The sequence below is a fragment of the Acidithiobacillus caldus ATCC 51756 genome (assembly GCF_000175575.2).
Taxonomy (GTDB): Bacteria; Pseudomonadota; Gammaproteobacteria; order Acidithiobacillales; family Acidithiobacillaceae; genus Acidithiobacillus_A; species Acidithiobacillus_A caldus.
Map to the genome: position 1 here is coordinate 2274123 of NZ_CP005986.1, position 14260 is coordinate 2288382.

A 14260-nucleotide genomic window follows, 5' to 3' on the forward strand; every position below is an offset into this window, starting at 1 on the left:
GTCATGGTCGGCCTTTTCTTCCGCCGCCCTCTGCCATCCCTGCTGCGTGTCGGCATACTGGCGATACTGAGCCTTGCCCTGAGCTTCTACAGCACTACCCACCCCAACAGCAGGAATATCGGGCTCTACCTCGCAAGCCCGGTGCTGGCGATGGACCATGCCTTCGTCCGCTTATGGCGTGAGGGCCGGGACTATCTCCGCAGCCGCGATGCGCTTCTGCGCGAAAACGCCCGCTTGCGCGAAGCGCTTGCCAAGGCACAGCAAGAGCTTGTGAGCCTCCCCCTGGTTCGCAGTGAAAACCGGCAGTTGCTGGCCCTATTGGACAGCTTTCCCGTACCTCCCGGTCGGGTGACCGTGGCCAGCGTGGTGGCCCAGGACCTCAGCCCCAGCAATCAAAGTATCGTCATCGATCTTGGCAGTCGCGCAGGTATCCGCATCGGCCAGCCCGTGCTGGCCCCTGGTGGTGTAGTGGGACAGGTGGTGGCCGTCAGCACCTGGGATGCGCGGGTTGCGCTGCTGTCGGATCTGGACAGTAGCCTGCCGGTCCGTCCGGAGCACGGCAACCTCCCCTTGTTGCTGGATGGGACTGGGAATCTGCAGGAGTTGCGCGTGCCCTTTCAGGCTCGGGATACGGAACTGAAACCCGGCACCCTGCTGGTCACGTCGGGCCTGGGTGGACGCTTTCCGGCCGGCCTGCCGGCGGGACGCATCACCTCGGTGGAGCGCTCGACGGATGCAGCTTTTGCGGTGATTCGCGTGCGTCCCCTGGTTCAGTTGGGGCAGCTCAATACCGTGCTCCTGCTCTGGCCAGGTACGCGTCATCCGGAATCGTGACGATCCTGACCTGGATTCTGGCCTTCCTCGCTGCTTTCGTGGCGACGACCCTGCCCTTTGGGCCGGTATACGCCAGTCTGCACCCCGATTTCGTCGCACTGCTGGTGCTGTACTGGGCCATCGGCGGAAACGGGAGTCTGGGCTACACTCTCGTCTGGGGGATCGGCCTGCTTCAGGATCTGATTCTCGGTGACGTTCTGGGAGCCCATGCCATGGGACTGGTGGTCATGCTATACCTGCTCTACCTGGGGCTGACGCGGGTACGTCGTCTGCCCCCCTGGGAGCAACTGTTCTTCATCTTCCTGTTGCTCCTGACGGAGCGTCTGGTGGTGTGGCTGTGGCAGGGGTGGACGACGCCGCCACGCTGGCACTGGGCGCTGTTGGTGGGACCGGCATTTGGGGCGGCGCTCTGGCCCTTGTGGACCTACCTCCTGGATGTGGTCTTTCGCCGGCAGATAGGACGTTCCTGATGGTGCCGATCCATGGGCGGGAGCGCGCCTTCTTCACCTCGCGGCTGCTGTTCATCGCCGTCCTCATCGGATTGATGAGCACCGTTTTGCTTGGCCGCATCTTGCACCTGCAGGTACAGGCCCACGAGCGCTACCTCCTGCAGTCGGATCGCAATACCCTGGCAGTGTTGCCGCTGGCACCGGTACGCGGCCGGATTCTCGACCGCCACGGTCGGGTACTGGCCGACAATCGACAGGAATACATACTGACCCTGATCCCCGAAGCCGTCGACGATATTGCAAGAACCGTCTCGGCGCTGCGGGCGGTGTTGCCCATATCGGAGGAAGACTACCAGGCTTTCCTGCGCAACCGCCGCGGCACCCACCCCTATCAGGCGGTGGTGTTACGCCGCAACCTGAGTGCCACGGAACTGGCACGCTTTGCCCTGGTCAAGGGAGGATTCCCCGGGGTGCGGATCGAGACCCGCTGGCAGCGGGTGTATCCCTATGGTCCCCTCTTCGCGCACCTGCTTGGTTACGTTGGTCGGCCCGACGCGCGCGATCTGGCACGGGATTCGACCCTTGTGCGCTCGGGCCTGGATCAGGTGGGGAAAAGCGGGTTGGAGGCAGAGTACGAAACACTCCTGCGCGGCGTCCCTGGGGTACAGGAGGTGGAAGTCAATGCCCGCGGCAACAGCGTTGGCAGCTTTGAAGAGCGTCCTGCTCAGGCTGGCGAGGACCTGCATACTACCCTGGATCTGGATCTCCAGCGCACCGCCGCAGCGGCCATGGCCGGCCACTCGGGTGCGGTGGTGGCCGTTGAGCCGCGCACTGGCGCGGTGCTGGCGGCAGTCTCAGCGCCCAGCTTCGACCCGAACGACTTCGTCCGGGGGCTCGATGGTACCGAGTGGCAGCGCCTGCGAGACGACCCCCTGCACCCCCTGAACAACCGCTTTGCTACAGGAAACTATCCACCGGGCTCCACCATCAAACCCTTCGTGGCGCTGGTGGCGCTGCGGAATGGCGCAATCCGACCCGAGGAAACCCTGGCAGGGGGAAGTTATTTTCAGATTCCCGGCACGACCCATCGCTACTACGATTGGCGGCCAGGTGGGCACGGGCGCCAGGATCTGCGGGCGGCGATTCGCGACTCCAACGATGTGTTTTTCTATCAGCTGGCCCTGCGTCTCGGTCCTACACCTTTGGCACAAGGTCTCCAGGACATGGGTTTTGGGCAGTCCACCGCCATCGATCTGCCCAGCGAGGGCCGCGGCCTGGTGCCGAGCCCCGCCTGGATGAACACCCGGAATGGACGGGAGCGTTGGCACACAGGACAGACGGTGATGATGGGCATAGGTCAAGGCTACATGCTCGCAACTCCCCTACAGCTGGCTCGGGCAACGGCGGCCATTGCCGCCGATGGTCGACTGCCGGACCTGCGTCTACGCGCCGACCGACCGGTGGCGACCCGGGCCATCGGAGTCGCGCCACGGCAGTTACAACTCGTGGACGAGGCGATGCGGGCAGTGGTGCGCCGCGGCACTGCCCACATCCTGGCCGACGATCCCCACGATATCGCCGGCAAGACCGGCACTGCGCAGGTACGCCGCGCCGAACGCGACGTCAATGGCCGCGTCCGCGGCGGCAGCGATAGCCGTCACCTGCGCGACCATGCCTTGTTCATCGCCTACGCGCCGGCCAGTGACCCGCGCATTGCCGTCGCCGTGATCGTTGAGCACGGTGGCCACGGCGGCAGTGCCGCAGCCCCGGTGGCCAAGGCGGTCATCGACCAGTATCTGGACGGCAATTCCGTGGCCCAACCATGAGCGTCTACCCATTTTCGCTACGTCGCGCCCTGAGCCATCTGGATCCTGCACTGATGACGGGGATCTTCCTGCTCATGGGTATCAGCCTTGCCGTGCTCTATAGCGGCAGTCAGGAAAGTATTCGCGTGGTCCTGGCCCAATTGCTGCGTTTTGCCATCGGCCTCGTGGTATTGGTGGGGGTTGCCAACATCCCGCCCGAGCGTCTGCGCGCCTGGGCGCCCGTCCTCTACGGTCTGGGAATCGCGCTCCTTGCCATCACCCTGGTGGCGGGGCGAACCTATCTGGGTGCCAAACGCTGGCTGGGCGTCGGCCCCATCAGCTTTCAACCCTCGGAGCTCGTGAAACTCGCGCTGCCCTTGATGCTCGCCTACTATTACTCCCAGACCGAGAACGTGCAGAGCTGGAAGGCGGCCTTGAGCGGCTTTGCCCTCATTTCCGTGCCCTTCCTGCTCATTGCCAAAGAGCCGGATCTGGGCACGGCGGCCCAGATTGGAGCGGCAGGAATCTTTACCATGTGGCTGGCCGGGGTACGTCGACGCTGGTTCATCGGCCTGATCCTGCTGGCCGTGATCAGCGGTCCGGTGCTCTGGCATTTCCTGCATGGCTACCAGAAGGAGCGTATCCTGACCTTTCTCGATCCCCAGCGAGACCCTTTGGGAGCGGGATATCACATCATCCAGAGCATGATTGCCATCGGGTCCGGCGGAATTTTCGGTAAAGGTTGGTTCAACGGTACCCAGGTGAACCTGGATTTCCTCCCCGAGGCGCAGACGGATTTCGTCTTTGCCGGTTTCGCCGAGGAGTTTGGCCTCGTGGGTGTGCTCTTTCTCATGGCCACCTACCTGCTCATCGTCCTGCGCGGTCTCATCATTGCCTACGAGTGTCGCGACCGCTTCGGTCGCCTCATCGCCGGTACCTTGAGCCTGACTTTCTTTCTGTACGTGTTCATCAACATGGGGATGACGACGGGCATCCTGCCGGTGGTGGGGGTGCCCCTGCCGCTGGTGAGCTACGGCGGCACCGCCATGCTGACCTTTCTCATCGGCTTGGGTATGCTCATGTCCGTACATTCCCACCCTCGTTTCCACGAATAATCCGTCCATACGCTCTTGTCCACCTGAGGAATCCCATGTCCGTTCCGTTCCGTCGCGCAGCCATCGCGCTCCTCACCATCTGGATCACGCTCTTTGCCAGAATCTCCCTGGCGGCGACGCCAACGCCGCAGATCCCCATTCCCCCGGCGCCGGCCCTGCCCGCCGTGGCCAGCTACGTGCTCATGGATTACGACAGCGGTCAGATCATCGCCGCCAAAGAGGAGAACCTGCACCGCGCACCGGCCAGTCTCACCAAGCTGATGACGGCCTACCTCACCTATCAGGCCATGGCCAACGGCAGCCTGCGACCAGACGAAACGGTGAACGTGTCCAACACCGCCTGGAAGACGGGCGGCTCACGCATGTTCATACAGCCTGGCCTGCCGGTGACGGTGGATCAGCTGCTCCACGGCCTGCTCATCGATTCGGGCAACGACGCCGCCGTGGCTCTGGCCGAGACCGTCGGCGGCAGCCAGGCCGGCTTTGTCACCCTGATGAACGATGCTGCCCGACAATTGCACCTGGACAACACCCACTACAGCAACGTCAACGGTCTTCCCGACAGCAACCTTTATACCACTGCCCTGGATGTGGCCAAGCTCAGTCGTGCCCTGATTCAACAGTATCCCCAGGTGATCGCCATCACCCGGCAAAAATCCTACACCTACAACAAGATCACGCAGCGCAGCTGGAATCCCGTGCTCTTTCGCGACCCCAGCGTCGACGGTCTAAAGACGGGACTCACCGACGAATCCGGCTACTGCATCGACGCTACCGCACAACGCAATGGCCGACGTCTCATTGCCGTGGTCCTGGGCGGGCCAAGTTGGTCTGGCAGCACCAATGCGGTGGAATCCCTGCTCAACTACGGCTACCGCTTTTTTGAGGATCACGAGCTCTACAAACCCATGACCGAGGTGGGCGAGATTCGCGATCCCAACCTGTCGCCCATGCGTGTGCCCGTCGCTGTGGCCACCGAGGTGATCGTCACCGTGCCGCGTGGGCGGCTGGATGAACTGGACAGGCGCATCGTCTGGAAGCCGGCCGGCTCCCTGCCCATAGCCAAGGGCGGCGTCGTTGGCGAAATGATCCTTTCCCTGCACGGTCAGACACTACAGACCGTACCTCTGGTTAGTCTGGTCCCGGTGGATCGGGCCGGCTGGCTCGCGCGACAGTGGTACCGCATACAGAGTGCCCTGTGATGCGGCCAGGGCTTCACCCCCGGACGGTGAAGCTCTACCATGGGGACATGAGGTCGGGCTCGGATCAGAGCCCAGCACAGGTCTATGAGGAGAGCAGATGACCGCGACAGGTTTGGAATCCGGCGACCCCTTTGGCGGGGATTATCCCCACCTCCACCACGTCAAGGTCATTGGTCAGAGCGATGACCTGCTCGCAGCGGTGCGCAGGGCCGTGGCACCACATGCTCCAAGCCTGCCGGACTCGGCCTTTTCGGTACGACCGAGCCGGGCCGGTAACTACCACGCCGTGACCTGTTCTCTGATGGTGGAGAGCGACGACCAGTTACGGGCCGTGTACGCGGCCGTAAGCCATATCGAGGGGGTCATCCTGTGCCTGTGAACTCCCCCATCGCCCTGCGCTGCTGGCCGGGTCTGCTTCCCTACTTCACGGTACTCGATGCCATGCGCGAATTCACGCGCCAACGCGATGCCGTGACCGGCGACCAGATCTGGCTCTTGCAGCATCCGCCCGTCATCACCCTGGGCAGCAATGCCGATCCAACGGATGTCGTCGATCCCGGATCCATTCCCGTCATCCGCAGCGATCGCGGCGGTCAGGTCACCTACCACGGCCCTGGGCAATGGGTCGTCTACACCTTGCTGGATCTCCGGCGTATGGGTATCGGTGTTCGCGATCTCATCAGCGCCCTGGAGAATGCCGTGATCGACCTGCTGGCAGACCATGCCATCGTCGCTACCGCCCGCAGCGAGGCTCCCGGAGTCTACGTCCACGGCGCCAAGATCGCCTCCGTTGGCCTCAAAGTCCACAAGGGCTGCAGCTATCACGGTCTGAGTCTCAACGTGCACATGGACCTCGAGCCCTTCGGGCGGATCACGCCCTGCGGACAGCAAGGCCTCGTGGTGACTCAGATCCATGACCTTGCACCGGACTGGGACGAAGCCAGCATTCCCAAGGCGCTGATGGATGCCCTGGCGCGGCGGCTGGGCCGCCCCATACAGCGGGGTGGGGTATGAGCGCCGCCCACGATGCCGATGGCACGGGGCGGGCGCAACGCGGGCGCGACAAGGTGGCGCGCAACCCCATTCCCATCGTCGCCGAGAGTGTGCCTCGGCAGCGTAAGCCAGACTGGTTCCGGGTGACATCTCCCCTCTCTCCGGAAGTGGACCGCCTCAAGGGTATTCTGCGCGACGCGAAGCTGCATACTGTCTGTGAGGAGGCCTCCTGCCCCAATCTGGGAGAGTGCTTTGGTTCCGGTACGGCCACCTTCATGATCCTGGGGGATCTGTGCACCCGGCGCTGCCCCTTCTGCGATGTGGCCCATGGGCGCCCCGAGGCTCCGGACCCCGAAGAACCGGAGCATCTGGCAGAGACCGTCGCGCGCATGGGGCTGCGTTTCGTGGTCGTCACCTCGGTGGACCGCGACGATCTGAGAGACGGTGGCGCAGCGCACTTTGCCGCCGTCATCGGGGCCCTGCGGGCGCGCTGTCCGCAGTTGCACATCGAGATCCTGGTGCCCGATTTCCGCGGTCGCGCGGCGGTGGCTCTGGATATCCTCGGCGCCACCCCCCCCGACGTCTTCAACCATAATCTCGAGACGGTGCCGCGCCTCTACCCGCGCGCCCGCCCCGGCGCCGATTACCGCCACTCCCTGCAACTGCTGCGGGACTTCAAGGCGCGCCAGCCACAGGTACCCAGCAAGTCGGGCCTGATGCTGGGCCTTGGTGAAAGCCTGGACGAGATTCGGGCTGTCCTTCAGGACTTACGGGCAGCGAACTGCGATCTGTTGACCCTGGGGCAGTATCTTGCCCCCTCCCGGCACCATCTGCCGGTGGAGCGCTATGTGCCGCCCGAGGAATTTGCAGCACTCAGAAACGAGGCCTTGGCCATGGGGTTCAGCCAGGTAGCCGCCGGCCCGCTGGTCCGCTCCTCCTACCACGCCGAACACAGTTTCCGCGAGTGGCGGGCAGACGAATAGGGACACGGTGTTGCCACACACGCTGCTCCTGACGCTGGCATCGGCGATGCTGCAACCGCCGGGTATCTTTCTGGCGCTCGCGCTGCTCGCGGCTGCCCTGCTTGCCCTGGGGGTGCGGGCACTGGGCTGGTCGCTGCTCCTTGCCGCCGGTGTTGGACTCTACCTCAGCGCCACCGGAGTCGGGGCACGCTGGCTGGTACTGCCCCTGGAAAACCGCTACCCGCCCCTGCTGCACCCGCAACCCGGAGTGGGTGCCATCGTCGTTCTGGGAGGCGGTGAGGTGGCGAGGCCGCCGGGGGACGGTGGCGATATGGCCAATGCGCGAACCTTGATGCGCCTGGAGGCCGCTGCCAAGCTCGCAAAACAAAGTGCCTTGCCCATCGTCACCAGCGGTGGCGCGCCGCGCTTCGGTGCGCCCCCGGAGGCCACCACCATGGCGCGGCTGCTGCGGGAGAGCTTTGCCGTCCACAACCCCATCTGGATCGAGGGCAGATCCTTCAACACCGCCGCCAACGCCTTCGATAGCAGCAAGTTGCTGGCGCAAAAAGGCATCCACCGCGTCTATCTGGTGACCTCGGCCCTACACATGCCCAGAGCCATGGCCTGGTTTCGTCGCGCCGGTCTCGATCCCGTGCCTGTGCCCTGCGATTACCGACTCGATCGCGGCCTGACTTCTGGCTACGAGTCCTGGCTGCCGCGCGCTATCTATCTCGAGGCCAGCAGTGAGGCCATCCACGAATATCTGGGCCTATTCTGGCTTCATCTGCAGGAGCGCGGCTGGGTACGCGGTCGAGCCAACGCTGCTCAGTGATCGTGCTAGGCATCGGGGAGCGTGACCTGTACCTGCACCCGCTCCTCCGGCTTGGCCAGGGGCAAGGGTGGCGGTACCGCCGCGCCATTGGCCGAGGGCCCATAGGGCGCGTAGGCGTAGGGTTTGGCCGGCAGCGCTGCCGCCAGCGTTTCGTAACTGGGCGCATGTACGCCGATGGGCAGGGCCACGGTATTGTGCTCGGCCACCATGCGCCGCACCCGCGCCCAATCGATGGCCTCGTGGATGTGGTGCTCTGCCATGAAATCCTTGATGTCCACCACGGCGCGCTGCAGGTCGCTGGGACCAGCCTTGTGGTAGGCATGGAGCGGCTTGAAGGCCTGCAGATAGACCTGGCCGTCGCGCACGCCCACCAGGTAGGGTCGGTCGATGAGGCGCACGGGCGTCCCCACCGGCACCATGGGGAAAAGCTGGGCGATATTCTCCGGATACATCTGGAAGCAGCCCTGACTGGCCCGCATCCCCACACCCCAGGGATGATAGGTTCCGTGGATGAAGATCCCGGACAATCCCGTTTCCATGGCCAGCTCACCCATGGGGTTCTCGGCCCCCGGCGGCCAGTACCAGGGAATATCCATGTGGAACTTTTTTTCGAACCAAGCGTGAATGTTTTTGGGAACATTCCAGGCGGGCATCTTGAATTTCTGGATGATGGAAGTGGTGGTCAGGGATTCCTTCCATCCGGGCAGGAAAACGCCCACGGGATAGGTGAAGACCACGTGGCGGTCTGCCGGGAAGTAGTACAGGCGCCGTGCTGGGATATCGACGACGATACCCGTCCAGGGTTTTGGCGGCAGGATATACTCCGAGGGAATCACCACCTTACGGGCCTGACCCGGCAACCAGGGATTCACACCGGGATTGGCGCCGACGATCTCGTCGTAACCGACATCGTAGAAGCGGCCGATATCCAGCAGGGTATCGTCGCGATGGGTCGTTACGGCCATGAGGCGACCGACGATATTGCCGTGTTGCGGCAAAGTGTAGACACTGGCCTGCGCCACAGGCGCGACGAGTCCGGCGAAAAGGAAAGCCAGAAAGGGACGCAGAATTTTTTTAAGCATTCAAAACCTCGGTTTTGCGGCTGCAGCGCAAGGCACCAATGCGGCGGGCATTGGCAGGCCTGACACTGGGGTGCACAATTGTAACGAAAAAGAGGAAGGCAATGGAATCACCATTTTTACTGGAGCTGCGCGAACACCTGTACGGCACACCCTTGGCCCAGGAGCGCCTTCGCGACGCACTGGGTCGGCTGGAACACCTCGTCGGGCAGCTTGCCCAGGATTTGCAGATTCCGCACCTCGGTCCCAGTGTGGGTATTGGCCGCCAGGGCGATGCTCAGCGTCTGTGCGTGGCGGATCACCACTGGACCGGCGCGGTACACGCCTGGGGGGTTGCCGTCTGCTCCACATCGCCCACGGGGACGCTGCGCGCGGATTGGCATCTGGCCAAGGTGAGTCGAGAGCGTCTGCCGCGGGTGGTCGCCGCCCTTCCCCAATTTTTCCGGGAATACGCCGCCCTCGCTGTCGGGCAGGCCGGCGAACGCGCGAGCAGCCAGCGCCTGCTCAGCATTGCCGAGCTTCTGAACGAGACCACCGGAACCCCACGCAGCCGTTGACAGGGCCATGAAAGCAACTAACTAAGGCCCTATCCAGGCCATCGATAACGGAATCCCGCGGTCCCCATGTCCCTACCCCTGACCAGCCAGATCCTCATCCTCCTCCTCGGCGCCATGCTCGTGGCGGCCGTGCTGTGGAAGTGGCGGCAGAGCCGCGGTTTGCGGCAGGGGAGCAGGCCCGCGAAGGACCGGGGTGTGCGCGAGCCGGCCTCGCCACCACGCACCGCGCCGACACCGGTGCCGATGCCCCAGGCACAACGCGGGTCGGCGCGCGCCGCGCGCGTCGAGGAGGTCTCGCTCTTCGACGAGGTCGAGATCTACCTGTCCTATGGTCACCTGGAACAGGCCGCAACGGCACTGCGCTGGTACGTGGATCATCACCCTGAGGATCGGGCGCAGAGGCGTCGACTGCTGGATATCTATCTCGAGATTCCCGATATCGACGCCTACGCCGAAATCCTGGAGACAGGCCTCGATGCGGGACTCACGCCGCCGGAGGAGTTGCGCGAGCGGATCTTTCTCGGCCTCGAGCGCGATGCGCAGAATCTTGGTCTGCGCGTCCTGGGCGAGTCCACCTTGGGGCTGGACAACGCCGACATCGATCGGGAGCTGCGTCGGCGACGGCCCGAGGATCGGCGCCCAGCAGCCGCGCCGCAAACCAGCGGCAGCCCGCTCCTTGCGGACACGCAGCGTAATCTGGAGCAGATCATCGTCCATCCCGAGCCCCTGTCTCTGCAGGGTATCCTCCTGGATGGCTTTACCCAACGGGAATCGGGACATGCCGACGATCGGCCGGTGCCGCACGAGACCACCGCCGCGCAGCTCGTGCATGGTCCGGCGCAGGTGCTTACCTTGGACGATGCCGAGATCGACATCATCGCCGCCATGGAGTCGCCGCAGCGGGCCGTGGCGCTGCTCCTGCAAGCGGGTGAACGGGCAAAGGCCGAGGCCCTGCTGTGGCGCTGGGTACTGCTGCGACCCCGTCAAATCGGCCTTCAGGTGCAGCTCCTCGAGCTCACCTACCGGCAACGGCGGGCCGAGGATTACGGGCGGGCCCTGGTATTTCTGTACGTAACCCTGTGGGGAGCGGGGCAGGCCCTGCGCCAGCGCCTCCTGCACCTGGGCAGGACCCTGGCCGACCTGCCGCTCTGGGATGCCCTTGCCGCGACGGAAGCAGCCCCCGGACGGCTGGCTGCCCTTGCCGACGAAGGCGGAATCTATCTGCCGACCAAGGCCATCCCCCTCAGCAGTCCGGCGCTGGTTCAAGAGCAACTGCGTCGGGATCACGAGATAGTCAAGGACGACTCCCACAAAGACAGCATTCTCGCGGAATTCAATGCGCTGTTGGAATACGGTCAGGTGGAGGAAGCCGTCACCCTGCTCGAGGGAGCCGTCCTCGCCAAACCCGAGCGCGAGCGCTACTACCCCCTGCTGTTGGAGATGTACGAGCGTATGGAGACTCCGGAGCGATTTGCCCAATTCACCCAGAAGGTCCTTGCCAGTCCGCATCCCCCGGGTGAGGCCGTCGTGCGTCAGATGTATCACCTTGCCGAACGCCTTTCGCGTCGGCAACGCCACACCGTCTAGGAAACTCGAGTAATGAATCCACAGACACCAAAACAGTGCCTGAAAGTGCAAGCCATCGGCATGGACGGACGCAAGTCGGCGGTATTCCGGATGGCGTTCAAGATGTACAGCAAGCGACAGTTCCTGCTGCTGGAGGCGGGGGAAACGGAGCCTGCAGACCTTGCAGTGGCCGATCTGGACAGCCCCGAGGCAGCGGCCCAGCTCGAAGACTTCGTTCGGGAACATCCGGGCGTTCCGGTGCTGTGCACCAGCGTCGATCCGACAACCGCCCAGCCCTGGCCCGTGCTGCGCAAGCCCATCCGGATGGAAACCCTCTTTCCGGCACTGGAAGCGCTGCTCACGCAGACGCAAGCGCCCAAAGCCCCTCCGCAAACACCGAGCGCTGCCACCCACGAGCCGCTGGTGGCGGCGCCGGCGCAACCGGTCGCGCCTGCCGACCCCGCCCACCAGCGTCCGACGCCGCAGACCGTGCCCTCTCCTGCCCGGCAGGACATAGCGGCCAATGAAGTACCACCCCGCCCGGCCCCGCCACCCGTCGTCACCCTGCTGCCCGAGAGCGTGCGCACCTTCGACCCCGAGGTCGGACTCTTGGGTCTGCTCCTGCGTGTGCGCCGGGACAAGATCCCCGCGGCCATCACGCGCGGTCGCGATGACCTCGTTTTCATCCTCGACCCCGAAGCAGACCGGGTGCGCACGACGCTGGGGGATGCGGACATCCAGACCCTGTGTAGCGAGGGTGAGGCGCTGCACCTGCGTGCCCTGAAAACCAGCGATGGGCTGGACCCCCGTGAGGAACGCGAACTCACTCTGCAGGCACTCCTGTGGCAGGTAGCGGCGTGGTCGGCCCGTGGACGCCTCAGCCAGCGCATCCCCCTCAACGGCGTCGTACAGTTACGGCAATGGCCCAACCTCACCCGTCTGCCTGTCCTGCCCGAGTCCCTGCGCCTGTCCGCCTTCTTTGCCCGATCGCCCGCCTCCCCCATCCTCACCGTCAAGATACTGCAGGTACAGCCCTCGGACCTCTTCAATTTCCTGGCGGCTGCCGACAGCCTGGAATTGCTCCGCTATGGCAAAGAAAGCAGCGCAAGCGCCAGCAAGAAGCCGGAAGACGCTGGCGCGAGTGCTGAGGAGAGCGCGAAGGCAACGCCCCGGCGCGGCTTCCTCGGCAGGATTCTGGCCAAGATTGCGGGACTATGAGTCCGGCAGAGGAAATTGGAGCGATGACAGAAAGGAGCTCCCATGAAGGAAGATAACAAGATCGTTTTTACCGGTCCCGTTGGCGTCGGCAAGACTTCGGCCATTGCCGCACTATCCGATGTGCCCATCATCTCCACCGATGCCAGGGCCTCGGACATGACCATCAACCGTAAAGGCCACACCACGGTGGCCATGGATTACGGTATCCTCAATCTCGAGGGTGGCGGCAAGGTCCACCTCTATGGGACGCCGGGGCAGGAACGCTTCGACTTCATGTGGGAGATCCTCACCACGGGTGGCCTCGGTCTCATCCTGATGCTCGACAACACCCGACCGAATCCCAAGAAGGACATGCAGTTCTTCCTCCACGCCTTCCGCGACTATATCGTCGATGTGCCGGTGGTCATCGGCATCTCCAAAACGGATCTGCAAGCCCGACCGAGTCCGCGCGACTATGCCGACATGCTGCCGGAGGTAACGGCGGATCTGCGCATGCTCAATCCCGTCCCGCCCATATTCGAGGTAGACGGCCGCAACAAGGAAGACGTCAAGAATCTGGTGCTTGCCCTGCTCTACTCCATCGATCCGGGCATCGGGGCGGGCAGATGAGCATCGAACTGGCCGTGAGCGCGGATCCTCTTTTTGCCGAGATCACCCCCGCCGGCGTCTTTTATGCCGTCTCCAGCCCCGAGCCCGGTGGCAACCGCAGCATTCTGCTCAATATCCTCCGCGAAGGGAACACCGCCCCCTTCTCCGTGGCGATGGCCCAGCGCTGGACACAGCTTGCCGACGAGGAAGATGCCCTGCGCAGTATCTTTCGCCTCCAGCGCCTGGGGCTCGTGCGCGGCAATCCCGAGGCGCGGCGACCACCGCGGGAGCGCCTGGAGGATCTCCTTCCCCCGCTACTGGGGCAGCTCTCGGACCACGGCAAGGCCCTGCTCGCCGACGAGAATGGCTTTTATCTGGCGACGGCGGGCTTTGCGCACGAATCCGCCGAGGAACTGGCCGGGCTGTCCGCCGACCTCATCAGCCTGCAATCGCGGCACGGGCGCCTGCTGCGCAACAATCTGCGCGTCAACAGCGAAAGTTGGGCTCTGGTGGATCCTGCGGGTAACGCCGAACTGGGTTTCTGGCCACTCTTCGTCGGCCAGCAGCGTTTCATGCTCATCATCGGTGGAACACCCAGACTGCAGGATCAGTCCTTCGTCTATCTCGTCCAGGCCCTCGACACCCGCTATCGCTGATCGCCCCATTCCGTTCCGATTTTTCAAGGAGTCATCCCATGCGTGAAGAAATGCTCAAATCCATCCTCAGCGACCTCAACGGCTCGTCGGCCGATATCGAGGCCTCGGCAGTGATCTCCACCGACGGTCTGACCATCGCCTCCCTGCTCGCCGCCAACATGGACGAGGATCGCGTCGGCGCCATGGCGGCAGCCATGCTCTCCCTGGGCGACCGTACCGCCGCGGAGCTGGCGCGGGGGGAACTGGAACAGGTCATGATCAAGGGCGACAACGGCTACGTCTTGCTCATCCACGCCGGCCACGATGCCGTCCTTACCGTCATCGCCCGCAAGGAGGCCAAGCTCGGCCTCGTCTTCCTGGACGCCAAGCGCGCCGCCGCGGGGATCGCCGAATTGCTCTGAGGC

Annotated in this window: 16 protein-coding genes; 15 read left to right on the forward strand and 1 reads right to left on the reverse strand. The window is 64.1% G+C overall.

Annotated elements, in window-relative coordinates:
• Positions 1-3: 3 nt before the first annotated feature.
• The 9 genes from mreC (at position 4) to ACAty_RS11110 (ending at position 8192) form a co-directional block, all read left to right on the forward strand.
• Positions 4-834, forward strand: a complete 831-nt coding sequence (gene mreC / locus ACAty_RS11070; protein WP_004868588.1) for a rod shape-determining protein MreC — start codon at positions 4-6, stop codon at positions 832-834.
• Positions 831-1304: a rod shape-determining protein MreD gene (gene mreD / locus ACAty_RS11075; protein WP_004868590.1), complete on the forward strand. Its 474-nt coding sequence runs from the start codon at positions 831-833 to the stop codon at positions 1302-1304. Before mreC ends, mreD begins: the two co-directional genes overlap by 4 nt.
• Positions 1304-3109 carry a penicillin-binding protein 2 gene (gene mrdA / locus ACAty_RS11080; RefSeq protein ID WP_004868591.1) on the forward strand — a complete coding sequence of 602 codons (1806 nt, stop codon included), beginning with the start codon at positions 1304-1306 and terminating at the stop codon, positions 3107-3109. Before mreD ends, mrdA begins: the two co-directional genes overlap by 1 nt.
• Entirely contained in the window at positions 3106-4203 is a 1098-nt protein-coding gene (gene rodA / locus ACAty_RS11085; protein ID WP_004868594.1) for a rod shape-determining protein RodA, read from the forward strand. Before mrdA ends, rodA begins: the two co-directional genes overlap by 4 nt.
• 35 nt (positions 4204-4238) lie before the next feature.
• Positions 4239-5405, forward strand: a complete 1167-nt coding sequence (locus tag ACAty_RS11090; RefSeq protein ID WP_004868596.1) for a D-alanyl-D-alanine carboxypeptidase family protein — start codon at positions 4239-4241, stop codon at positions 5403-5405.
• A 97-nt stretch (positions 5406-5502) separates the two neighbouring features.
• Entirely contained in the window at positions 5503-5784 is a 282-nt protein-coding gene (locus ACAty_RS11095) for a DUF493 domain-containing protein (RefSeq protein WP_004868597.1), read from the forward strand.
• Positions 5775-6419: a lipoyl(octanoyl) transferase LipB gene (gene lipB, locus ACAty_RS11100; protein WP_004868600.1), complete on the forward strand. Its 645-nt coding sequence runs from the start codon at positions 5775-5777 to the stop codon at positions 6417-6419. The genes ACAty_RS11095 and lipB overlap by 10 nt, the downstream gene beginning before the upstream one ends.
• Entirely contained in the window at positions 6416-7381 is a 966-nt protein-coding gene (lipA, locus tag ACAty_RS11105) for a lipoyl synthase (RefSeq protein ID WP_004868601.1), read from the forward strand. The genes lipB and lipA overlap by 4 nt, the downstream gene beginning before the upstream one ends.
• Before the next feature lie 7 nt (positions 7382-7388).
• Positions 7389-8192: a YdcF family protein gene (locus ACAty_RS11110; RefSeq protein ID WP_004868604.1), complete on the forward strand. Its 804-nt coding sequence runs from the start codon at positions 7389-7391 to the stop codon at positions 8190-8192.
• Between the two features lie 5 nt (positions 8193-8197).
• Here the strand turns inward: ACAty_RS11110 and ACAty_RS11115 are convergent, their stop codons facing one another.
• Positions 8198-9274 (reverse strand): L,D-transpeptidase family protein, encoded by a 1077-nt coding sequence (locus tag ACAty_RS11115; protein WP_004868606.1) that lies wholly within the window; start codon positions 9272-9274, stop codon positions 8198-8200.
• 101 nt (positions 9275-9375) lie between these two features.
• Here ACAty_RS11115 and ACAty_RS11120 point away from each other — a divergent pair, with 101 nt between their 5' ends.
• The 6 genes from ACAty_RS11120 to ACAty_RS11145 all read left to right on the forward strand — a co-directional run bounded on the left by ACAty_RS11120 (position 9376) and on the right by ACAty_RS11145 (position 14257).
• Positions 9376-9828 (forward strand): hypothetical protein, encoded by a 453-nt coding sequence (locus ACAty_RS11120; RefSeq protein WP_004868608.1) that lies wholly within the window; start codon positions 9376-9378, stop codon positions 9826-9828.
• A 66-nt stretch (positions 9829-9894) separates the two neighbouring features.
• The gene (locus ACAty_RS11125) at positions 9895-11415 is read left to right on the forward strand and encodes a type IV pilus assembly protein FimV (protein WP_004868609.1); all 1521 of its coding nucleotides are present in this window, start codon (positions 9895-9897) and stop codon (positions 11413-11415) included.
• Between the two features lie 12 nt (positions 11416-11427).
• Positions 11428-12612 carry a hypothetical protein gene (locus ACAty_RS11130; RefSeq protein ID WP_004868612.1) on the forward strand — a complete coding sequence of 395 codons (1185 nt, stop codon included), beginning with the start codon at positions 11428-11430 and terminating at the stop codon, positions 12610-12612.
• Between the two features lie 42 nt (positions 12613-12654).
• Positions 12655-13221 (forward strand): GTP-binding protein, encoded by a 567-nt coding sequence (locus tag ACAty_RS11135; protein WP_004868614.1) that lies wholly within the window; start codon positions 12655-12657, stop codon positions 13219-13221.
• Positions 13218-13856 carry a roadblock/LC7 domain-containing protein gene (locus tag ACAty_RS11140; protein WP_004868616.1) on the forward strand — a complete coding sequence of 213 codons (639 nt, stop codon included), beginning with the start codon at positions 13218-13220 and terminating at the stop codon, positions 13854-13856. The genes ACAty_RS11135 and ACAty_RS11140 overlap by 4 nt, the downstream gene beginning before the upstream one ends.
• A 38-nt stretch (positions 13857-13894) precedes the next feature.
• Positions 13895-14257, forward strand: a complete 363-nt coding sequence (locus ACAty_RS11145; protein ID WP_004868617.1) for a roadblock/LC7 domain-containing protein — start codon at positions 13895-13897, stop codon at positions 14255-14257.
• Positions 14258-14260: the final 3 nt, after the last annotated feature.